At 63.1% G+C, this 22722-nt stretch carries 18 protein-coding genes and 1 tRNA gene; 6 read left to right on the forward strand and 13 right to left on the reverse strand.

Going from position 1 to position 22722, the window contains the following annotated elements:
* Positions 1 to 4 precede the first annotated feature (4 nt).
* The 3 genes from folP to ACOCG7_RS25495 form a co-directional block, all read right to left on the reverse strand.
* Positions 5 to 919, reverse strand: a complete 915-nt coding sequence (folP, locus tag ACOCG7_RS25485) for a dihydropteroate synthase (protein ID WP_416448066.1) — start codon at positions 917 to 919, stop codon at positions 5 to 7.
* A 68-nt stretch (positions 920 to 987) separates the two neighbouring features.
* Positions 988 to 2877 (reverse strand): ATP-dependent zinc metalloprotease FtsH, encoded by a 1890-nt coding sequence (gene ftsH / locus ACOCG7_RS25490; RefSeq protein WP_073431191.1) that lies wholly within the window; start codon positions 2875 to 2877, stop codon positions 988 to 990.
* A 189-nt stretch (positions 2878 to 3066) separates the two neighbouring features.
* Complete coding sequence (locus tag ACOCG7_RS25495; protein WP_073431190.1) at positions 3067 to 3729, reverse strand: RlmE family RNA methyltransferase; 663 nt, start codon at positions 3727 to 3729, stop codon at positions 3067 to 3069.
* Positions 3730 to 3938: 209 nt separating this feature from the next.
* Between ACOCG7_RS25495 and ACOCG7_RS25500 the strand changes: the two genes are divergently transcribed.
* A complete protein-coding gene (locus tag ACOCG7_RS25500) occupies positions 3939 to 4466 on the forward strand; it encodes a YhbY family RNA-binding protein (protein WP_073431189.1) in 528 nt (175 codons plus the stop codon).
* Between the two features lie 167 nt (positions 4467 to 4633).
* Here ACOCG7_RS25500 and ACOCG7_RS25505 read toward each other — a convergent pair whose 3' ends face one another.
* From ACOCG7_RS25505 to gloB, 7 genes are all read right to left on the reverse strand, one after another.
* A complete protein-coding gene (locus tag ACOCG7_RS25505; RefSeq protein ID WP_073431188.1) occupies positions 4634 to 5143 on the reverse strand; it encodes a DUF4149 domain-containing protein in 510 nt (169 codons plus the stop codon).
* Positions 5144 to 5163: 20 nt separating this feature from the next.
* On the reverse strand, positions 5164 to 5640 hold the full coding sequence (greA, locus tag ACOCG7_RS25510) for a transcription elongation factor GreA (RefSeq protein WP_073431187.1): 477 nt from the start codon (positions 5638 to 5640) through the stop codon (positions 5164 to 5166).
* 154 nt (positions 5641 to 5794) lie between these two features.
* Positions 5795 to 9049 carry a carbamoyl-phosphate synthase large subunit gene (gene carB / locus ACOCG7_RS25515; protein WP_083086615.1) on the reverse strand — a complete coding sequence of 1085 codons (3255 nt, stop codon included), beginning with the start codon at positions 9047 to 9049 and terminating at the stop codon, positions 5795 to 5797.
* A 179-nt stretch (positions 9050 to 9228) separates the two neighbouring features.
* Positions 9229 to 10383 (reverse strand): glutamine-hydrolyzing carbamoyl-phosphate synthase small subunit, encoded by a 1155-nt coding sequence (gene carA, locus ACOCG7_RS25520; protein ID WP_083086613.1) that lies wholly within the window; start codon positions 10381 to 10383, stop codon positions 9229 to 9231.
* A 439-nt stretch (positions 10384 to 10822) separates the two neighbouring features.
* Positions 10823 to 12064 carry an MFS transporter gene (locus ACOCG7_RS25525; protein ID WP_421377823.1) on the reverse strand — a complete coding sequence of 414 codons (1242 nt, stop codon included), beginning with the start codon at positions 12062 to 12064 and terminating at the stop codon, positions 10823 to 10825.
* Positions 12065 to 12264: 200 nt separating this feature from the next.
* Positions 12265 to 13908 carry a transglycosylase SLT domain-containing protein gene (locus ACOCG7_RS25530; protein ID WP_244744795.1) on the reverse strand — a complete coding sequence of 548 codons (1644 nt, stop codon included), beginning with the start codon at positions 13906 to 13908 and terminating at the stop codon, positions 12265 to 12267.
* A 155-nt stretch (positions 13909 to 14063) separates the two neighbouring features.
* Positions 14064 to 14855 carry a hydroxyacylglutathione hydrolase gene (gene gloB, locus ACOCG7_RS25535; RefSeq protein ID WP_083086610.1) on the reverse strand — a complete coding sequence of 264 codons (792 nt, stop codon included), beginning with the start codon at positions 14853 to 14855 and terminating at the stop codon, positions 14064 to 14066.
* Positions 14856 to 14872: 17 nt separating this feature from the next.
* Here gloB and ACOCG7_RS25540 point away from each other — a divergent pair, with 17 nt between their 5' ends.
* From ACOCG7_RS25540 to ACOCG7_RS25560, 5 genes are all read left to right on the forward strand, one after another.
* Positions 14873 to 15727 carry a class I SAM-dependent methyltransferase gene (locus tag ACOCG7_RS25540; protein ID WP_073431182.1) on the forward strand — a complete coding sequence of 285 codons (855 nt, stop codon included), beginning with the start codon at positions 14873 to 14875 and terminating at the stop codon, positions 15725 to 15727.
* Positions 15724 to 16170 (forward strand): ribonuclease HI, encoded by a 447-nt coding sequence (gene rnhA, locus ACOCG7_RS25545; protein WP_073431181.1) that lies wholly within the window; start codon positions 15724 to 15726, stop codon positions 16168 to 16170. The genes ACOCG7_RS25540 and rnhA overlap by 4 nt, the downstream gene beginning before the upstream one ends.
* A gap of 74 nt (positions 16171 to 16244) precedes the next feature.
* Positions 16245 to 16979: a DNA polymerase III subunit epsilon gene (gene dnaQ, locus ACOCG7_RS25550; protein ID WP_073431180.1), complete on the forward strand. Its 735-nt coding sequence runs from the start codon at positions 16245 to 16247 to the stop codon at positions 16977 to 16979.
* A 48-nt stretch (positions 16980 to 17027) separates the two neighbouring features.
* A tRNA-Val gene (locus ACOCG7_RS25555) sits at positions 17028 to 17102 on the forward strand.
* A 451-nt stretch (positions 17103 to 17553) separates the two neighbouring features.
* Complete coding sequence (locus ACOCG7_RS25560; protein WP_083086608.1) at positions 17554 to 19431, forward strand: ABC transporter ATP-binding protein; 1878 nt, start codon at positions 17554 to 17556, stop codon at positions 19429 to 19431.
* Positions 19432 to 19577: 146 nt separating this feature from the next.
* Here the strand turns inward: ACOCG7_RS25560 and ACOCG7_RS25565 are convergent, their stop codons facing one another.
* From ACOCG7_RS25565 to ACOCG7_RS25575, 3 genes are all read right to left on the reverse strand, one after another.
* Positions 19578 to 20042 carry a DUF2214 family protein gene (locus ACOCG7_RS25565; RefSeq protein ID WP_073431178.1) on the reverse strand — a complete coding sequence of 155 codons (465 nt, stop codon included), beginning with the start codon at positions 20040 to 20042 and terminating at the stop codon, positions 19578 to 19580.
* Between the two features lie 152 nt (positions 20043 to 20194).
* Positions 20195 to 21046, reverse strand: a complete 852-nt coding sequence (locus ACOCG7_RS25570) for a hypothetical protein (RefSeq protein WP_073431177.1) — start codon at positions 21044 to 21046, stop codon at positions 20195 to 20197.
* Positions 21047 to 21287: 241 nt separating this feature from the next.
* Entirely contained in the window at positions 21288 to 22352 is a 1065-nt protein-coding gene (locus ACOCG7_RS25575) for a glycosyltransferase family 4 protein (RefSeq protein WP_073431176.1), read from the reverse strand.
* Positions 22353 to 22722: the final 370 nt, after the last annotated feature.

A 22722-nucleotide genomic window follows, 5' to 3' on the forward strand; every position in this document is an offset into this window, starting at 1 on the left:
GCGTTCAGCCGCGCGTGCGGCCGTGATTCGCCGCGTCGCGCATGGCCGTCCATACTTTCAATGCATCCACTGTTTGCGCGACGTCATGCACGCGCACAATCGCGGCGCCCCGCCCGGCCGCGCACACCGCCGCGGCGACGCTGCCCGCGATGCGCTCGGGCGCCGGGCGCCCGACCACCGCACCGATCATCGACTTGCGCGACATGCCCGCGAGAATCGGATACGGCGGCTCTGCTCGGGGCGCCGTATCCGGCAGATGCGCAAGTAGCGCGTAATTATGCTCGAGCACCGCCTTGCCGAAACCGAAACCCGGATCGACGCTGATGCGCGCACGAGCGATGCCTGACTGCTTGAGAGCCGCGACCCGTTCCTCCAGAAACCGCCGGACCTCGCTCACCACATCGACATAAACAGGTTCGCCGCGTTGCATGGTCTGCGGTTCGCCGAGCATGTGCATCACGCACAAACCGCATTCGCTATCGCGCACCGCCTCGATCGCGCCGGGCATCCGGAAACCCCAGACGTCGTTGATGAGATCCGCGCCCGCGCTCAAAGCCTGGCGCATCACTTCCGGCTTATAGGTATCGACCGACAACGGCACATTCGCGCCGCGCAACTGTTCGACGAGTGGGATCACGCGCTCCAGTTCCTCGTCGAGCGATACCGGCGGCGCGCCGGGACGCGTGGACTCACCGCCGATGTCGATGATGTCCGCGCCGTCGAGCAGCATGCGCTCAGCCTGGCGCAGCGCATCGCCGCGCATCACGTATTGGCCGCCGTCGGAGAAGGAGTCGGGCGTGACGTTCAGGATGCCCATGACCAACGGGCGTTCAAAGGTCAGCTTGAAGCGGCCGCATTGAAGGGGCTCGGGAATGGGAAAAGAGAGAAAGTCGACTTTCGACACGTGGCAGCGCTTCATATAAAACGGATAAATGCAAAACGGGCCGGTGTGAAACACACCGGCCCGCACTTTCTACTGGTCGCCTATCAGGCCGGCGCGGTAGCGCTGCCCGGCTTGACCTCGGTGCCCGGGCTGCCGCCCGACGAGGCGTCGCTTGCCGGCGGCGGCGAACTCTTCGGCGAACGCGGCGGACGTCCGGCCATGATGTCGTTGATCTGATCGGCGTCGATCGTCTCCCACTCCATCAGAGCGGCGGTCATCGCTTCGACCTTGTCGCGGTTCTCTTCCAGCAGGCGCTTCGCAAGGTTGTACTGCTCGTCAAGCACGCGACGAATTTCCGCGTCGACCTTTTGTTGCGTCGCTTCCGAAATGGTACGCGTGAACCCGCGGCCAAACGGCGTTGCGTCGTTTTCGTCGTCGACGTAGACCATCGGTCCCAGCGCGTCCGTCATGCCGAAGCGAGCCACCATGGCGCGCGCGGTTTGCGTCGCCTTGTTGAAGTCGTCCGACGCGCCGGTGCTGATCAGGTTCAGGAACAATTCCTCGGCGACACGGCCACCGAACAGGATCGCGAGACGGTCGAGCAGGTAGTCCTTCGAATACGTTTCGTTGTCGTGCTCCGGCAACTGCCACGTCACACCGAGGGCGCGGCCGCGCGGAATGATCGTGACCTTGTGCACCGGATCAGCCTTCGGCAACAGCTTGGCGATCACCGCATGGCCCGACTCGTGATACGCGGTGGCGCGCTTCGATTCCTCGCGGATCACGGCCGACTTGCGCTCCGGGCCCATGAAGATCTTGTCCTTCGCGTCCTCGAAGTCCGTCATCTCCACGATGCGCTTGCCGCGGCGAGCCGCGAACAGCGCCGCCTCGTTCACGAGGTTCGCCAGATCGGCGCCCGAGAAGCCCGGCGTGCCGCGAGCGATGACCGCCGCATCGACGTCGTTCGAGATCGGCACCTTGCGCAGGTGAACCTTCATGATGTGTTCGCGGCCGCGGATGTCCGGCAGACCGACATACACCTGACGATCGAAACGGCCCGGACGCAGCAGCGCCTTGTCGAGCACGTCCGAACGGTTCGTTGCGGCGATCACGATCACGCCCGAGTTCGCCTCGAAGCCGTCCATCTCGACCAGCATCTGGTTCAGCGTCTGCTCACGTTCGTCGTTACCGCCGCCCATGCCGGCGCCGCGATGACGGCCGACCGCGTCGATTTCGTCGATGAACACGATACACGGCGCGTGCTTCTTGGCCTGCTCGAACATGTCGCGCACGCGAGCCGCGCCGACGCCGACGAACATTTCAACGAAGTCCGAACCCGAGATGCTGAAAAACGGCACCTTCGCCTCGCCGGCGATGGCGCGCGCGAGCAACGTCTTGCCGGTTCCCGGCGGGCCGACCAGCAGCACGCCGCGCGGAATGCGCCCACCCAGCTTCTGGAACTTCTGCGGGTCGCGCAGGAAATCGACCAGTTCGGAGACTTCTTCCTTGGCTTCGTCGCAACCGGCGACGTCGGTAAAATTGATCGCGTTGTTATTTTCGTCGATCAGACGCGCACGGGATTTGCCGAACGAGAACGCACCGCCTTTCCCGCCCCCCTGCATCTGTCGCATCATGTAGAACCAGAAACCGATGATCAGAATCGTCGGCCCGAGGTAGTACAGCGCCGACACCAGCGCATTAGGTTCGTCGTCAGCCTTGCCGCTCACCTGAACGCCATACTTCATCAGATCGCCGACCATCCAGATGTCGCCCGGCGACACGATCTGGTACTTCTGGCCGTCTGCTGGAGTGACCGTGAGGTTCCGCCCCTGGACAATGACGTTCTTGACTTTGCCGTTCTTCGCGTCGTCCATGAACTGCGAATAGGAAACGCCTTCCTGGACACGGGGCTTGTCGAACTGCTTGAACACCGTAAACAGCACCAGTGCGATAACCAGCCACACTGCTGCCTTCGAAAACATATTGTTGTTCAAAGCACCACTCCTTCACTTAGACGGGCGCCTACACTTGCCTTGCGGCACCACGAAAGCATTCTAATCCAGTCCGCAGACCCCTGCCATAAGGTTTCACTACCACAGAAATAGCGTAACCGGCTGTTACAGCGCCAATTTCCGGCGCCGGCAGACTATTTATCGGCAGATGCGGATCCGTCCTGCAGCGCCCTACGCGGGCCGCTTGAGATGCTTACCCAAAATAAACGTTTCTGACGACTTGTCCCGCGACGCCTTCGGCTTGCGGGCCGCCACCACCTTGAACTGATGCTTGAACTTTTCGACAATCTGGCTGTAACCGCTGCCGTGAAAGCATTTGACTAAAAGGGCACCATCCGGCTTCAGGTGATTTTGCGAAAACTCCAATGCGAGATCGCACAAATGCTCGATTCGCGCGGCATCCGCCACCGCCACCCCCGACAGGTTGGGCGCCATATCCGAAATTACAAGATCAACCTGGCGTTCTCCGACTAATTCTTCCAGTTGGCCGAGGACCGAGTCCTCGCGGAAGTCACCCTGGATGAAGTGAACGTCGGCGATCGGCTCCATCGGCAGCATGTCCAGCGCGATGATCGTGCCGTCGATGCCGCCCTCGCGTTCGGCGTCGCGCTGCGCGCCCTTCGCGAGCTTGTTGCGTGCGTACTGGCTCCAGCTGCCCGGCACCGAGCCGAGGTCGACGATCACCTGCCCCGGACGGATCAGCTTGTCCTGTTCGTCGATTTCCTTGAGCTTGTAGGCGGCGCGGGCGCGATAGCCCTCCCGCTGCGCCATTTTCACGTACGGGTCGTTGATATGGTCATGCAGCCATGCCGTGTTGAACTTGTTTTTTGCCATTAAACGTTGAACTCTTGCTGCGCCATGTCGCGCTTTAGCGGATAATACGCGGTTAATTTCGCGCGGCCACCGCCAAAACTGGCGGTCATCCGCGATTCTGTTGTTCTGACGCGCCGTCCTGCTGATCGATCGAAAACCCAATCGCCGCTAATCGAGCGAGTGGATCGGGAATGCAGGCGCCGCCATTTTAGTCGAGTCTCCCACTTTCCATGCCAGCCCTCAAAGTCTCTTCCGACCAACGCGCCGAATTGCGCTCCCAGGCACACGCGCTCAAACCGGTGGTGCTCGTCGGCGCCGAAGGCTTGACCGACGCTGTGCTCGCCGAGATCAAGGTGCACCTTGACGCCCATCAGCTGATCAAAATCCGCGTGTTCGGCGACGAACGCGAAGAACGCATCGCGATTTACGAACAAATCTGCGACAAGCTGAACGCTGCGCCGATCCAGCACATCGGCAAGCTGCTCGTGATCTGGAAGCCTGAAACCGCGCAACCGGCGGTGAAGACCAGGCGCGGCACCTTGCCGAGCGCCCGGGAAGCCGCCGCGGATGCCAAACCGGGCAAGGGTCGCGCACCGCGCGTGGTAACCGTGGTGAAGCCCAGCGAAATCCCGATGCGCAAGCCGAAGGCAAAAGCGGTCGTGGTGCGCGGCAATGAACGCGTCACGCAAGGCGGCAACATCAAGCGGGCCAAGAAGCGCCAGACCAGCGCGAAGCGCTCGCATCAGTCGTCGAAATAAGCGAATGAGGGTGGAGGTGCGGGCCAGGTCCGCACTCTGGTTTGCTTTAACGCTGATTGCGCGAGGCGAATTCTTGAACCGCGGCTTGAACTGCGCGTTCGGGCTGATGCCTGGGCGGACCTGCCGGGCTGCTCGAACACGAAACTGCGCGGCGCGCGAACCGATAATCAGCGCGTTACGCGCCCGGCGGCACCGCCGCCATCTGCTTCAGCCATGACTGCGCCGGCGCCCGCCGGCAGCTTCCACACCAGCGCCACGCCCAACAGGCTTTCGACCAGATAGAACAGGCTCGACACGCCATGCAGGATGCCAAAGCGCGTCGCATAAGCCGAATGGCCGACATCGCTACCCGCTTCGAACGCGGCCACGCGCATTGCATTCATGAACGGCTGCAACGCGAAGTAACCCACCAGCACGCACACGAGCATGCCCGCGATCAGCCAGCGCAGACGACGATACGCGTCGCCGCCGCGGCGAACCAATACGTTGGCGAGAACGAGCAGCAAAATGCCGCACACCGCACCCAGCACGCCCTCGATGCGAAACAACTGCGCGGCCACCGCGCCCGCCGTCGTGCGATCGAGCGACGTGAACAGCACCGGCGCGACAGCATAGCCGATAGTCAGCAGACTACCGACCCACACCACCGTCAGCAGACGGAAAAATCGATGCGGCATCAAGGACACCGGAGCCGCCCTCAAATGTAGCTAACCGCGATGATTTCGTATTCGCGCACGCCGCCCGGCGCCTGCACCGATGCCACGTCGCCTTCCGATTTGCCGATCAGCGCGCGGGCGATCGGCGAGCTGATCGAGATCAGGCCGTGGTCGATGTCCGCTTCGTCGTCGCCGACGATCTGATACTTGACCGGCGCACCGGAATCCAGGTCTTCCAGTTCCACCGTTGCGCCGAACACCACGCGGCCGTCCGCGTCCACCTTGGACGGGTCGATCACCTGCGCGCCGGCCAGCTTCGATTCGATTTCGGCGATACGGCCTTCGATGAAGCCCTGCTTTTCCTTCGCCGCGTCGTATTCCGCGTTTTCCGACAGATCGCCTTGGGCGCGTGCCTCCGCGATCGAGTTGATCACTGCGGGACGCTCAACCGATTTCAGGCGCTGCAATTCATCGCGCAGCATGTCTGCGCCGCGCTTCGTCAATGGAATAGTGCTCATAAACAACTCTAGAGGCTAAAAAACGGCCGTAAAAAAAATCACCGCGGTTAAGTGCATTTCGCGCGGACCAGAGCGCCGGGCGAGACCCGGGCCGAGGCACCTGCGAAACGCCGCTTAACCGCGGCACTTACGTCTTGGACAGGTATTCGAAGCCTTAGTTTAGGCGAGCGTGGAGTCCTTGTAAATCATAGACTTCCAGGTCCTTCAAATAGCGCAAGCCTTCCACCGCGGCCCGCGCGCCGGACATGGTCGTGTAGTACGTGACCTTGTTCGCCTGCGCGCTCATGCGGATCGAACGCGAATCGGCAATCGCCGCGCGGGTCTCGTCGACGGTCGTGAAGACCAGCGCGATCTCGCCGTTCTTGATCATGTCGACAATGTGCGGACGGCCGTCCTTCACCTTGTTGACGACCTTGACCGGCACGCCCGCCGCTTCGATCGCGGCAGCGGTGCCCTTGGTCGCGACGATCGGATAGCCGAGTTCGTGCAGCATGCGCGCGACTTCGACGGCCTTGGGCTTGTCGGCGTCCATCACGGTCAACAGCACCGTGCCCGACTCCGGCAGACGCGAACCCGCCGCGAGTTGCGACTTGAACAACGCTTCGCCGAACGTCTGGCCCACGCCCATCACTTCACCGGTCGAGCGCATTTCCGGTCCGAGCACCGGATCGACTGCCGGGAACTTGACGAACGGGAACACCGCTTCCTTCACGCTGAAGTACGGCGGATCGATTTCCTTCGTCACGCCTTGCTCGGCGAGCTTCTGGCCGACCATCGCGCGCGCCGCGATCTTCGCGAGCGGCAGGCTGGTTGCCTTCGACACGTACGGCACCGTGCGCGATGCACGCGGATTCACTTCGAGCACGTAGATCACGTCCTCTTTCGAACCATCCGCTTGCGGCACTTGCTGGATCGCGAACTGCACGTTCATCAGGCCGATCACGTTCAGCGCCTTGGCCATCGCGCCCGTCTGACGCTTCAGTTCGGCCACGGTTTCCTTCGACAGCGAGTACGGCGGCAGCGAACAAGCCGAGTCGCCCGAGTGCACGCCCGCCTGCTCGATGTGCTCCATCACGCCGCCGATGAACACAGCCTCGCCGTCGGAGATGCAATCGACGTCGCATTCGATCGCGTCGTTCAGGAAGCGGTCGAGCAGCACAGGCGAATCGTTCGACACCTTCACGGCCTCGCGCATGTAGCGCTCGAGATCACGCGGCTCGTGGACGATTTCCATCGCCCGGCCACCCAGCACGTACGACGGACGGACCACCAGCGGGTAGCCGATTTCGTCGGCGAGCTTGAGCGCTTCGTCTTCGGCGCGCGCCGTGCGATTCGGCGGCTGACGCAGGCCGAGATCCTGCAGCAGCTTCTGGAAACGCTCGCGGTCTTCCGCGGCATCGATCATGTCCGGCGAGGTGCCGATGATCGGCACGCCGTTCGCCTCGAGATCGAGCGCGAGCTTCAGCGGCGTTTGGCCGCCGTATTGCACGATCACGCCGACAGGCTTTTCCTTGTCGACGATTTCGAGCACGTCTTCGAGCGTCAGCGATTCGAAATAGAGACGATCGGAGGTGTCGTAGTCGGTCGAAACGGTTTCGGGGTTGCAGTTGACCATGATCGTTTCATAGCCGTCCTCGCGCATGGCGAGCGCCGCGTGCACGCAGCAGTAGTCGAACTCGATGCCCTGGCCGATCCGGTTCGGGCCGCCGCCCAGCACCATGATCTTCTTGTTGCTGGTCGGGTTCGCTTCGCACTCTTCCTCGTAGGTCGAGTACATGTAGGCGGTTTTCGTCGCGAACTCGGCGGCGCACGTGTCGACGCGCTTGTACACCGGACGCACGTTCAACTCGATCCGGCGTTGACGCACTTCGGCCGGCTTCGCGCCGAGCAGCTTCGCGAGACGCCGGTCCGAGAAGCCGCTCTGCTTCACATACTTGAGTTCTTCTTTCGACAGGCTCGCGAGCGTGCGGCCCGTCAGCGCCTTTTCCTTCAGGACGATCTGTTCGATCTGCGCGAGGAACCACGGATCGATCGAGGTCTCCTCGAAGATTTCCGCGGCGCTCATGCCGATGCGGAACGCGTCGCCGACGTACCAGATGCGATCCGGACCGGCTTCGCCGATCTCGCGGATGATCTCGTCGCGGTTGCCGGTCTTTTCGTCCAGGCCGTCGACGCCGACTTCGAGACCGCGCAGCGCCTTCTGGAACGATTCCTGGAAGGTGCGGCCGATCGCCATCACTTCGCCGACCGACTTCATCTGCGTGGTGAGGCGTGAATCGGCTTCGCGGAATTTCTCGAACGCAAAACGCGGGATCTTCGTGACGACGTAGTCGATCGTCGGTTCGAACGACGCCGGCGTCTGGCCGCCGGTGATTTCGTTCTTCAGTTCGTCGAGCGTGTAGCCGACCGCGAGCTTCGCCGCGACCTTCGCGATCGGGAAGCCGGTGGCCTTCGACGCCAACGCCGACGAACGCGACACACGCGGGTTCATTTCGATCACGATCATCCGGCCGTCTTTCGGATTGATCGAGAACTGCACGTTCGAGCCCCCGGTATCGACGCCGATTTCGCGCAGCACCGCGAGCGACGCGTTACGCAACACCTGATATTCCTTGTCGGTGAGCGTTTGCGCCGGCGCGACGGTGATCGAGTCGCCGGTGTGGATGCCCATCGGGTCCAGGTTTTCGATCGAGCAGACGATGATGCAGTTGTCCTTCTTGTCGCGGACCACTTCCATCTCGTACTCTTTCCAGCCGAGCAGCGACTCTTCGATCAGCAATTCGCGAGTGGGCGACAGATCGAGACCGCGCTTGCAGATCTCTTCGAATTCGTCGCGGTTGTAGGCGATGCCGCCGCCCGAACCGCCCAGCGTGAACGACGGGCGGATCACCACCGGATAGCCGCCGCTGCCGGTTTCCGCCGCGATTTTCGCCTGCACCTGCAGCGCTTCTTCCATCGAATGCGCGGTGCCCGACTTGGCCGAACCGAGGCCGATCTTCGTCATCGCGTCCTTGAACTTCTGACGGTCTTCCGCCTTGTCGATCGCTTCCGGCGACGCGCCGATCAACTCGACCGTGTATTTGTCCAGCACGCCGTGCGCATGCAGATCGAGCGCGCAGTTCAGCGCGGTCTGACCGCCCATGGTCGGCAGAATCGCGTCCGGGCGCTCCTTCGCGATGATGCGCTCGACCACTTCCCACGTGATCGGCTCGATGTAGGTCACGTCGGCCGTGTTCGGGTCGGTCATGATCGTCGCCGGATTGCTGTTGACGAGAATGACCTTGTAGCCTTCCTCACGCAACGCCTTGCATGCCTGCGCGCCCGAGTAGTCGAACTCGCACGCCTGGCCGATGATGATCGGACCCGCGCCGATGATGAGGATGCTCTTGATGTCTGTCCGCTTGGGCATAACGCTCTCGCTAATGTATTCCTGAATTCTTTCCGTCGGCGCGCGTCGTTGCTACGCTGCGCGCGCTCTGTTTGTGCGGCTCGCCCGACAGGCGCTGAGCACAGTGAGTGCGCCGAGTGCGCGGCGCGGCTCGGCCGCGCGCGCCGCAACGGCGCTTCACAGGCCGCTTCTATCGCCTCTTACGCCGCCGCGGTCCTGCCTGCCTTCTTCGCGTCCATCAACCCGGTGAAGCGGTCGAACAGATAGGCGATGTCGTGCGGACCAGGCGATGCTTCCGGGTGCCCCTGGAAGCAGAACGCCGGCTTGTCGGTCAGCGCGAAGCCTTGCAGCGTGCCGTCGAACAACGAGACATGCGTGACCTTGGCGTTGGCCGGCAGCGTGTCGGCGTCGACCGCGAAGCCGTGGTTCTGCGACGTGATGACCACGCGGCCGTCGTCCAGATCCTTCACCGGATGGTTTGCGCCGTGGTGGCCGGTCTTCATCTTCAGGGTCTTCGCGCCGAGAGCGAGCCCCATGATCTGGTGACCGAGGCAGATGCCGAACGTCGGAATGCCGCGCTCGATCAGCTCCTTCGTGGCCGCGATCGCGTAGTCGCACGGTTCCGGATCGCCGGGACCGTTCGAGAGGAAAATGCCGTCCGGGTTGAGCGCGAGCGCATCAGCCGCGCTGGCTTGCGCCGGCAGCACCGTGACGTGACAGCCACGCTCGGCCAGCATGCGCAGGATGTTGTACTTGACGCCGTAGTCGAACGCGACCACACGGTACTTCGGCGCATTCTGCTTGCCGTAGCCCGTGCCAAGACGCCATTCGGTCTGGGTCCATTCGTAGGCTTCCTTCGTGGACACGACCTTTGCGAGGTCCATGCCCGAGAGGCCTGGGAACGAACGCGCGAGTTCGATGGCCTTGGCCTCGTCGTCCGAGCCGGCCAGGATCGCGCCGTTCTGTGCGCCCTTGTCGCGCAGAACGCGGGTCAGCTTGCGGGTGTCGAGGCCGGCGATGGCGACCACGCCTTCGTCCTGCAGATACTGCGAGAGCGTGCGCTCCATGCGGAAGTTCGACGCGAGAACCGGCAGATCGCGAATGATCAGGCCGGCGGCATGGACTTTCGTAGCTTCAATGTCTTCAGCGTTCACACCGACGTTACCGATGTGCGGATACGTGAGGGTCACGATCTGGCGCGCATAGCTCGGATCAGTCAGGATTTCCTGATAGCCGGTGATAGCGGTGTTGAACACGACTTCGCCGATCGTATGCCCTGGGGCGCCGATGGAATAACCACGAAAGACCGTGCCGTCGGCGAGCGCGAGCAGAGCGGGAGAAAATGACGGCAACACGGGAGACTCCTTGGGGAACACCCTGTTGCCGACCTGTCTATCCGACTGAGAGCCGCAGCGAAAAGCATCCACGGGATGCGCGCGCAGACTCGCTCGCGTACTGCCGTCGACGTTGCAAGGGGCGCGATGAGCCCATTGTCTGGACGGATCGGCTGGGTGCGTGGCCCTTCTTGCTACGCAAACGGCGCGCGGCGGATGAACGGTATGGGAGAGGTAGGCGCTAGGGTGCGGGTTGATAAGCTCAAACCTTGTAATTATAGCCGGAAACTGCCCTTCTCTCCAAATCCGAGATGGGGAGCGAACCAGGGCGCGCGTCCGCAGAAATCGGCGAAACCCTTGCTGGGCGGAGCGCTGCCGCCGTCGGACAAGACCTGCGGCGAGCGGAATCGGGATAGCGTCGGCAAACGCGCTCGGACCGGCGCAGCGCCGCGCGACAGTCTCAGGCCTCGTGCTCCGCATGCAGCACGACCGGCCGAACAGGCGTGCGGCCAGGCAATACGTACCAGACCGCGCTCAACACCTGCAGCCCCACCAGAATGCCCCAGGCGGTCAGATGCGCGACCGCCGGATAGTGGCCGCCGCTCGCCGGCCAGCGCGACAGCACCGCACCCACGCCGATCTGAAAACCGAAGATCAGCAGAAAGATGATGAGCGTGAGCGTGGTGTTCACCCGGCCGGTCATCTGCGCAGGAAAATGCCGTGCCATCACCGCGTAGCTGAGAATGCCGGTGCCGCCGAAAATCCCATACGCCGCCCACAGCAGACCTGCGGGCAGCGGCGCGCGGAACATGATCAGCATTTGCGTCGCAACGTAAAGCGCCATGCCCACGCCGCAAAACGCATACAGCGAGACGCCGCGGCGTTCGAGGACGCGCGCCGCCGCGCCGAAACCCACGCAGCCCGCCATCATCGCAAAGCCCAGAATCGACACCAGCGCGGCCGCCTCGGGCGGCTCGAAGCCCTGAACGTCACGCAACCAGGCCCCCACCCACAGCGATTGCATCGCATAGAACACGCCTTGGGTGACGACCGAGAACGAAGCGATTTTCCAGAACGCGGCGCTGCCCAGGATATGCAAGGTGCCTTTGAATTGAGTGCCAAGACTCGCCTGTCGGCGCGTTTCGTGCGCGTCCGGCGCAAGCGTCCATTGCGCCAGCGCCACCAGCACCGTCAGCAGAACCAGTCCCACGCAGACCGTGCGCCAACTCGCGAAGCCGAGCACCCACGTGAGCGGCGAGCCCACCATCACGCCGCCTAAACCGCCGATCGCCATCACGAGTCCGTTCATCAGCGGCAGGCGCGCCGACGCGAAGTGCTGCGCCAACGCCTTGAAAGCCGCGCCGAGGCACACCGACACGCCGACGCCGATCAGGAGCCGCCCGACCATCATCACGCCGACGCTATGGGCGGCGCCGAACACCCCTATTCCGAGCGCGGCAAACAGCAGGGTCGCGGCGGTCACGCGCCGCGCGCCGAAGTGATCGAGCAACACGCCGGCCGGAATTTGCGTGCCCGCGAAGCCGAGGAAATACAGGCTGGTCAGCAAACCGAGGTCGGTTGCCGACAAGCCCAGGTCATGCGTGATGAACGGAGCAAAGCCGAGGTTGACGCCGCGAAACACGTACGAAACAAAGTAACCGGCGGAAAACAGGAGAAAGACGCGCAGTTGGGTCGACGACATAAGCTTCGATCGGAGCGGCCGGTCGGCCAAAGCTCGAACGATAAAGGAAATCCGTCGAACTCGCCCGCGATGAACCGCACAACGAAAAACGCCGTCACACAGGTGACGGCGTTGGCAAGGCTTCGGTGCGAGCGCATCGCTATGGCGGCGGTGCTCCAGTACTGCATGGCCTCACTACCGAGGCGGAGCGGCTTTTCGCGCTATTTGCTCTTCTTCGTGTCGGCCGCGGTTTTCGACACCTTGCTGGATGTGGAAGCCGACGCTTTCGTCACCTTGCCCTTGCTCGCGGATGCCGCCGGCTTGCCGGCTTTGCCCGCGGGCTCGGCCACCTTGACCACCGCTGAACGGCCACGGCCCTTCTTCGTGTCACCAACGCGCGTGCCGATTTTCTGGACGCCGCCGCCTTGCACGTTGGTGGCAATGCGCTCGGGGCCGGGTTCGCTCGGCACCGTCTTGCCCACCGGCACGTGCAGCACGATGACCTGGCCACGCGAGACCTCGTTACGATGCGTGCGATTCCATGACTTTAACTGGCCGAGCGAAACGCCGTAACGTGCGGCGATCGCCGCCATGCTCTGATTGCGGCGCACGCGGATCAACATTTTGCGGGTATCGGGAACGTCCGGCTCCATCGCCAGAACCGCGCTTTCGGCAACATCGGCGCTGATGTCCTCGTCGTCGTCCGAACCGCGCGGCACCACAATCGTGGAGCCCGGCTTAAGACGCATGCCGGCCGGAATCTTGTTCACTTCCATCAGCGTGTCGGCGTCGACGCCGATTTTTTGCGCGATCGCCGCCGGCGCCGAACGCTCCGTGACGGTGTAGGTAGTCCATGAGGACAGCGAACCCGAATACGTCTTCAGATTGCGCTCGAAGGCGCTCGCGTTGTCGAACGGCAGCAGGATCTGCGGCTGCGTCGCGCCGAGAATCACCGGCTTCCTGAACGATGGATTCAGCGAACGGAATTCATCCCACGAAAGATTCGCCAGCTTGGCAGCCGTGTCCACGTCGATATCGTGCGAGGTGGTGACCGTGACGAAATACGGGTGATTCGGAATCGACGGCAACGCGAGCCCGTACATTTGCGGGTTCGCCACGATGTTTTTCACCGCCTGCAGCTTCGGCACGTAGTTGCGCGTCTCGTTCGGCATGCGCAAGCTGAGGTAGTCGGTGGGCAAGCCCGCCGCTTCATTGCGCGCGATTGCGCGCTGCACGTTGCCCTCACCCCAGTTGTACGCGGCGAGCGCGAGCTGCCAGTCGCCGAACATGTCATGCAGACGCGACAGATAGTCGAGCGCGGCGCTGGTCGAGGCCAGCACGTCGCGACGCTCGTCCTGCCACATGTTCTGCTTGAGGTTGTAGGTGCGGCCGGTGCCGGGCATGAACTGCCACATGCCGGCCGCCTTCGCCACGGACAAAGCCTGCGGGCTGTACGCCGATTCGATGAATGGCAGCAGCGCGAGCTCGGTCGGCATATGGCGCGCCTCGAGTTCCTCCACGATGTGATAGAGGTACTTCTGCGAGCGCTCGGTCATGCGCTGCACGTAATCGGGACGCTGCGCGTACCAGTTGACCTGCATGTCGACGAGGTCGGTCTGCAAATCCGGCATTTGAAAACCGCGGCGAATACGGCCCCAAAGATCGGCATCCGCGCTGGTCAGTTGAGTGACTGAACCCTGATCGACGTTGATCGTCTCTTTGGCGGTGGCTGTCTTGCGAAGGGCGTCGGCTACGGCTTGCTGACTGGCGGGATTTGTTGCGGTGGTGGGGCTATTCGTTGTCGGTCCCTGGCTCGCGCAAGCGGCGAGTGTCAGGACCAGCAACGCACTTAAGATAAATCTCATGAACGTCTCGGTTTCCACAAGGGCTGGAATTTGAGCCGATAGTACGAAACGCCAACGTCCGCGTCAATCGGAAAATTACGAAAAAATCAAGTAAATCTAGGGCTTGGCGAATTTTTCGGATTATTCCCCTGAACAACACCCTCATGCGAATCCGGTTAACGAAAGCGGTTTTTCCATTCACGCATCAATGTGAACGCCGCCAACCGGTCAGAGACTTTCTCATGCAACTGCGCCTGCAAGCTCGCTTGAACGGCCGGATTGCCGGCGCGCAAAAACGGATTCACGGCGCGTTCGTGGGCGATGGTGGTGGGCAGTGTCGGCGTATTGCGCGCGCGGAGTTCGCTCGCCTTGTCGCGCCAGGCTTGCAGCTCGGCATTGTCCGGCTCGCAGGCGAGCGCGAAGCGGATGTTCGACAGCGTGTACTCGTGCGCGCAGTGGACCTCGGTCGCGCCGGGCAGCGCGGCGAGCGAATCCAGCGAGGCAAGCATTTGTTGCGGCGTGCCTTCGAACAGCCGGCCGCAACCGCAAGCGAACAGCGTGTCGCCGCAGAACACGTGCGGCGTGCCGCGCGGGTCCGCCGCCTGGAAGTAGGCAATATGTCCGCTCGTGTGACCAGGCACCTCGAGCACGCTGAATTCGAGCGCGGGGGCCGCGATCGTCACGTGATCACCATTTCGGAGACGGTGTGTGAGATGCTCGATCGCTTCACCGGCGGGGCCGTACACGGGAACGGCCTGGCCATTCAGCAGATCGGCCACCCCGCCGACGTGGTCTTGATGATGGTGCGTGAGTAAAATAGCGCTCAGCCGCCAACCTCGTTTCGCCAGATAGGCGCGCACGGGTGCGGCTTCGCCCGGATCGACGACCACCGCCAGGTGTCCGTCGGAAACGACCCAGATGTAATTGTCTTCAAACGCCGGGACCGGTACGTACTCGAGCGCATTCATAGGCGACGCATTTTGATATGACTGACCGAGCGATTATAGACTGGCCCGCCTGGACCGATTCACCGCCTGGCCGCTACGTGCTCGAGTGGGAGCAGACCCAGCTCGACCGCGTAGTGTCGGACGTGTTCGGTTACCACGCGCTGCAACTTGGCCTGCCGCAGCTCGACGCCTTGCGCGAAAACCGCATGCCGTGCCGCGGGCTGGTGCTCGATGCCGCGAGCGGCGCGAGCGCGCCCTACACTTTTCCGCGTGGCCCGGCGCAGGCCGGCAATGGCTCCGCGGGTAACCGTTCCGCGCAAGCCGAGCCCACCGTCCTGACCGCGCCGGCCGGACGCAGCGCGGTATGGTGCGATCTGCTCGACTTACCGTTCGAAGCGCAAAGCGTCGACCTGATCGTGATGCCGCACACGCTGGAATTCACCAGCGACCCGCACCGGCTGCTGCGCGAAGCCGAGCGCGTGCTGATGCCCGAAGGCCAGTTGATCATTCTCGGCTTCAACTCGCTGTCGTTATGGGGCGCGCGACAATCGGTCGGCAAAATGACCGGGCGGCCCTTTGTGCCCGCCGCGGTCGATCTGATCGCCTTCACGCGCCTGAAGGACTGGATCAAGCTACTGGGTTTCGACCTTGAACGCGGGCGCTTCGGCTGCTATCGTCCGCCCCTCGGCAGCGATCAGTGGCTGTCCCGCTACGGTTTCATGGAAGCCGCCGGCGACCGCTGGTGGCCGATTTTCGGCGCGACCTACATGATCAAGGCGATCAAGCGCGTGCGCGGCATGCGTCTCGTCGGCCCGCTGAAAGTGAAGAAACCCGTCCTCGCTCCGGGCCTCGCGCCCGCCGCCACACCGAACACACGCAACCACACTCAATGACTTCCGATCACATCGATATTTATACCGACGGCGCCTGCAAGGGCAACCCCGGCCCCGGCGGCTGGGGCGCGTTGCTGCGCTTCGGCGACCAGGAAAAAGAACTGTTCGGCGGCGAGGCGAATACCACCAACAATCGCATGGAACTGATGGGCGTGATTGCCGCGCTCGAAGCGCTGAAGCGCCCCTGCAAGGCGGTCGTGCATACCGACTCGCAGTACGTGCAGAAGGGCATCAGCGAATGGATTCACGGCTGGAAAAAGAAAGGCTGGATCACCGCCGCGAAGCAGCCGGTGAAGAACGCCGATTTGTGGAAGCGGCTCGATGCGCTCGTCGCGCAACACGAAATCGAATGGCGCTGGGTGCGCGGCCACAATGGCCACCCGGAAAACGAACGCGCCGATCAACTGGCCAATCGCGGCGTCGCGTCGCTCGCCGAACTGTGACGTCCGCCGCCGCGCCGGCACCCATGCGCGCACCGTCTTTTTTGCTGCAATTTTTCGAAGCAGGCTAATCCCCCATGCGCCAACTCATCCTCGATACCGAAACCACCGGCCTGAACGCACGCACCGGCGACCGGATTCTCGAACTCGGTTGCGTCGAACTTGTGAACCGCCGGCTAACCGGCAACAACCTGCACTTCTACATCAATCCGGAACGCGACAGCGATCCGGGCGCGCTGGCGGTGCACGGCTTGACCACCGAGTTCCTGAGCGACAAGCCGAAGTTCGGCGAGATCGCCGACCAGATCCGCGACTTCATCCAGGGTGCGGACCTGATCATTCACAACGCACCATTCGATATCGGCTTCCTCGACGCCGAGTTCGCCCTGCTGGGTCTGCCGCCCGTCAGCACCTATTGCGGGGAAATCATCGACACGCTCGCGCGCGCCAAGCAGATGTTCCCCGGCAAGCGCAATTCACTCGACGCGCTGTGCGATCGCTTCGGCATCAGCAACGCGCACCGTACGCTGCACGGCGCGCTGCTCGACTCGGAGTTGCTCGCCGAGGTCTATCTGGCGATGACGCGCGGCCAGGAAAGCCTCGTCATCGACATGCTCGGCGAGTCTCACGCGAATGGAAACGAGCATGCGCCGCGTGTGGCGATCGACTCGCTCGAACTGGTCGTGATCGCCGCCAGCGACGACGAAATCGTGGCGCATCAGGCCGTGCTGGACGGTCTCGACAAGGCGGTCAAGGGCACGAGCGTGTGGCGCCTCGAAACCGTGCCCGCAGCGGATGAGCAAGCCGCTTAAAAAATACTGGACGCGTAAAAAAAACCCTGACATAATTCGGCTCTCTTCGGGTGGTTAGCTCAGCGGTAGAGCACTGCCTTCACACGGCAGGGGTCACTGGTTCGATCCCAGTACTACCCACCAGAATTTTGGTGTGTCGATCACCGAAGACTAAAGGGCTTATGCAGAAATGCGTAGGCCCTTTTCTATTTGCCGCTCAAGCTTCAGCGTCTGATTGCATGCCGCAGTGCGCCAGCCTCGTCAGGCTTGCGCGTCAACACCGAAACTTCGTACGATTGCAGCCGCCAGGCACTTGCTGATATAGTCGGCACTCGGGCATTCGCCCCGTCCATCTTCTTCACCTCATTCGACCATAGGGAGGCGTCACATGTTTGCAGTGCACATCGCCATCCCTTACATGGTCTCGCGACCTTAATCCGTCGCTTACGCGGCTCCGCCTGAACCCGGCGTTCCGCGCAAAACCCTAGACAGTCCACAGTTTCATTGCCGGTGCTTTCCGGCACGCTTCGACTGTCTCGTTCTCTCGCTTCTGACTGGAACCTCGGTGCGCTCACGCGTCGCCGGGTCGTCGCAAATGACCAGAAAAAAACTCGACTTTCGCGGACAAGCCTTCAAGGACGTCCTCGGCTTCACCTTCCTGCATTGGGCACGGCAGCCCTGGCGCATCGTCGCCATCACGGTGCTCGTGCTGCTCTCGGCCGTGGCGGACGTGCTCACGCCGATGTTCGCCGGGCATCTCGTCGACGCGATCGCGTCCGGCTCGGCCGGCAACGCCGTCGCCTGGCACGCCGCGCTCACGGCCTTCGGCCTGCTGAGCGCGCTTGGGCTCGGCGCCACCCTGCTTCGCCAGGGCGTGTTCTTTCACATCATCAAGCTCACGCTCAAGATGATGAGCGAGGTCGCCGCGAACGCATTTCATCGCGTGCAGCGCTTTTCGACCGACTGGCACGCCAACAGCTTCGCCGGCTCGACCGTGCGCAAGATCACGCGCGGCATGTGGGCGCTCGACCTGCTCAACGATACGCTGCTGATCGCCCTGTTCCCATCGCTGGTCATGCTGGTCGGCGCAACGGCCTTGCTCGGCTGGCGCTGGCCGATGATGGGCGCGGTCGTCGGCATCGGTTCGGTGTTGTATATCGCGGTGACCGTGGCCCTGTCGCTCGGCTTCGTGGCGCCCGCCGCGCGCCTTGCGAATGCGTGGGACACGCGCATGGGCGGCGCGCTCGCCGACGCCGTCAGTTGCAACGGCGTGGTGAAGGCGTTCGGTGCCGAGGAGCGCGAAGAAGCGCTGCTTGCGGGCGTGATCGGCAAGTGGCGTCATCGCACGCGCCGCACGTGGATGCGCGGCACCATCAATGGCGGCGTGCAGGGCGGCATGCTGGTGGCGATTCAGGCTGCGATTCTCGGCGCCGCGCTGCTGTTGTGGATGCGCGGCGAGGCGAGTGTCGGCGACATCACGTTCGCGCTCACCATGTTTTTCATGCTGCAAGGTTATCTGCGCGAGGTGGGCATGCACATTCGCAATCTGCAGCGTTCGGTCAACGACATGGGAGAGCTGGTGTCGCTGGAACGTCAGCCGCTCGGCATCGAGGATCAGCCGGGCGCGGGTCCGATCGTGATCGGCAAGGGCGAGATTCGTTTCGAGCACGTCACCTTCCATTACGGTGCGAACGCCACGCCGCTCTACGACAACTTCTCCGTGCGGATCGCGCCCGGAGAACGCGTCGGACTGGTCGGCCATTCGGGTTCGGGCAAGACGACCTTCATCAAGCTGATCCAACGCCTTTACGATCTGTCGGAAGGCCGCATCACGATCGACGGTCAGGACATCGCACACGTGCGGCAAGCGTCGTTGCGCAGCCAGATCGCGATCGTTCAGCAGGAGCCGGTGCTGTTTCACCGCTCGCTCGCGGAGAACATTGCGTATGCGCGGCCCGGCGCGAGCCGCGCCGAGATCGAGCGCGCCGCGAGGCTCGCCAGCGCGCACGACTTCATCGCGGCGCTGCCCAATGGCTACGACACGCTGGTCGGCGAACGCGGGGTGAAGCTGTCGGGCGGCGAGCGTCAGCGCGTGGCGATCGCGCGCGCGTTCCTCGCCAACGCGCCGATCCTGATTCTGGACGAAGCCACCTCGAGCCTCGACAGTGAAAGCGAGGTGCTGATCCAGCAGGCCATGGAACGGCTGATGATGGGCCGCACGACGCTGGTGGTGGCGCACCGCCTGTCCACCGTGCGGGCACTCGACCGGTTGCTGGTGCTGGACAAGGGCAAGGTCATCGAGGAAGGCAGTCACGACGCGCTGATCAAGCTCGAGAGGGGGCTGTACCGGCGGTTGTTCGAACGTCAGGCGCTGGAACTCATCAAGGGCTTGAGCGAGCCGGATTCCTTGCCCGAAACGGCGGCCGCCAAGGCAAACCGGACAGATGATTCCAGCCTGCTCGTGGGGAAGTAACTTGCAACGAATGTGTGGAACGTCGAGCGGAGACCGCCGGTAAGTACCGGTAGCAAACGGTTTGCGCTGGCGTTTCACACGCTTACCGCATTGGCCGCACAACGCGACGGCACGCCCCGCCCGGTTTTATCGTTGGGGCGCGCCAGCTACACCGCGCCCGCGGACAAGCCAATGCCGCGCGCCATTCCCGCGGCCGCGAACACCATCAAAACCAGCAGCACCGTTTGGATCACGCTGAGGTGGGCATACGAACGCGCCTTTCGAAGATCCGGCGCGGCGCCCTTTCTCACCGCGGCGCGCCAGCGCATCAGCGCCAGCATCGACGGTACTTCGAGGACGAGAATCACCACGAGCAGCGTCATCTTGACGTGAAAGAGCGGCTCATGCAGGTAGTAGTCCGCGCCTTTTTCGTAGGTGCCGAAGACGCGCATCAAGCCGGTAATGACGAGCACCAGTGCGGAGAGGCCCCAGCGGGTATCGGCGCGGAACAGGGATCGCAAGGCCGCGGGCACAGTGGCTCGGCGTAGCGCCCAGGTACGCCGGAGAATCGACGCGAGCGCGAACCCATAAGCGAGCAGATGAATGGCGGCAAGCAACCAGCGAACCAGCATAGCGACTCCTGCAAACGACGCGATACGATCGGTGTACGTCTGACCCGCCGGCCTTGCAGCGCCGTGCGGCACTCACTTCATTATCGACCAGCGCATACTTTACGACGCCCGCTTCGGCCACCGCGTGTGGCCGACTGCACAAAGCGTCGGATTCAGACTTGCTGCAAAGACGTGTCGAGCGCACGCGCGGCGACCCGATCGCCTTCGGTAGTCAGCGCGGTGCGGAATACGGTCTGTCGGTTATGGCCGGCAGCAGCCGGCGAGTCCCACAGCAATTCGATTTTCGGACGGCGGCCGAAGGCGCCGCGCGCCAGCGACGGCGCAGCGGTCGAGCGAGGCGCCGCGTGCCCGTCCGGCTCGCCGGCCGTCGCGAACACCACCGTGCGAGCGGCCGCCGGCGTGCCGCGCACGCCTTGCGCGGCGGCCCAACGCACCGACAATTCGCGAGCGTCGTACTGCCCCACCTTGCGACGCTCGGCCCACACGCTCACTGTGCGCGTGACGGGATCGAGCGCAACCGCATAGCGGCCGATCGCAAAGCGGCGCGCGGCGACATTGGTTCGCCACAGCGCGCGCGGGCGGCAAATCCACAGGACGGCCGCGTATAGCGCCGGCGCGGCCAGCAGCCAGCCGTTGGTGGCCGCCACCGTTTGCACGGTGCGCCGCCAACCGGCGCTCGCCGCGAACGCGCCCACCGACCAGACCGCGAACAGGAATCCAAGGAAAGCAAACAGACGCAGCGCCTGGCGCAGCCATTGCGGCAGCGGATGAAACGGACGCTCGGCCACGGCGCGCGCGCCGGGCAGGAAGATCAGCAGGAACAGGAACACGAGGTTGATGCACGCCCACGGCGAGGACACCATCGCCGACAGCGCCGCGCCCAGGTCCATCTGCGCCATCGAAAACAGCCAGCGAGCCAGAAGCACGAGACCGATGGCGCGCAGCGCGAAAATCGTTCCGGCGCCGGGCGCCGCGTTCGCGCGCGTCTCTTTCGTTCTCGCCAAGGCATCCTCCTGTCGTCGGCGGCGCCGCAGCCAAATTTGCGGCACGGCCATTATAGGGATATTACGGAGGGTGACCCATTCTTGCAGACACGAAACCCTCCATTTCCGCCGCTCCTCGGGAAAAACGCGGCGCGCATGCAACAACGCCCCGCGGCGAGTGGCTCACGGGGCGTTATTCGCGGTTCAGTGAGCGCCCGAAAGCGCCTGGTGAACCGGCTTGACTGCTTTTACCTATGGCGCATTAGCTGGCGTTGACTTCGCGCAGCACCGTGCGATGCTTCTGACGCAGCAGTTCTTCGTAGGTGGCGACGTAGTTCTGCGCCATGACCTTCGACGAAAAGCGCGACTCGAAAGCCTTGCGCACCGTTTCGCGCGGCAGCGTGTGCAGACGCTTGACCGCGGCGACCGCGCTGATTTCATCTTCGACGACAAAACCCGACACGCCGTTTTCGATCACCTCCGGCACCGAGCCGCGATTGAACGCGATCACCGGCGTGCCGCAAGCCATGGCTTCGATCATCACCAGACCGAAGGGCTCCGGCCAGTCGATCGGGAACAGCAGCGCGTGGGCGTTGCCGAGGAACTCGGTCTTTTCCGATTCGCTGATTTCGCCGATGTATTCGACGTGCGGCAGCGACATGAGCGGCTTGATCACTTCTTCGTAATAGGCGCGGTCGGCCTTGTCGAGCTTCGCGGCAACCTTGATCGGCATGCCGGCTTGCTGGGCGATGCGAATCGCTGTGTCAAGACGCTTTTCCGGCGAGATGCGGCCGAGGAACGCGAGGTAGCTCGGCTTCACGTCCTTGATCGGCGTGAGCAGGTTTTCCGGCAGGCCGTGATAGACGGTTTGCAGCCAGTTCGCCTGCGGCAGCGGAATACGCTGGTTGTCCGAAATCGACACCACCGGCACGTCGCTGAACGTGTTGAAGATCGGCTGCAATTCCGGCAGATCGAGACGGCCATGCAGCGTGGTCACGAACGGCACCGGCTGGCGGGCGAACAGCGAGAACGGGTAATAGTCGATATGGAAATGCAGCACGTCGAATTCGTCCGCGCGGCGGCGCACTTCCTCGAGCAGCAGCATGTGCGGCGCCATCACGTCGCGAATGGTCGGATCGAGGCGCAGCGCCTGCGGCCAGAATGCTTCGAGTTTTGCCGAGGTTTGCGAATCGCCGCTCGCGAACAGCGTCACATCATGGCCCTGTTCGACCAGCGCTTCGGTCAGGTAGGACACGACGCGTTCCGTACCACCGTACAGCTTGGGAGGAACCGCCTCGTGCAACGGAGCGATTTGAGCGATTCGCATAATGAAGAACTCCTCGTAAAAAATCAGGCAAAGGTACTGCGTTTGATAAAAGCGACTCGCTTGCTCGCCCGGGCCGCCTGCCGGACATGCCCGGCGCGGCCTGATTCTTCGAGAAATCTTGCGATGGGTCGCCTGGATAGTGGCCCAGACCAGTCGATCACCGTCTGCGCATGTGCCGGTAAACGCACTCGCGCGGCCTACGTTGACAAACTGTCAGAAATTTCAGGAGCCTACGGAGCACGCATTATCGATGCCCGAATCCTTGCCGCGCCACGACATTTCAAAGTCTTTACGTTGTTACACGAGGGAAACACTTTACAAACCCTTGTTTTATAAGGCGGTTCTACAGTGGCGGTTGGCCTTGGACAGG

Origin of the sequence: Paraburkholderia sp. DD10, assembly GCF_049177125.1 — a bacterium.
GTDB classification, from domain to species: domain Bacteria; phylum Pseudomonadota; class Gammaproteobacteria; order Burkholderiales; family Burkholderiaceae; genus Paraburkholderia; species Paraburkholderia terricola.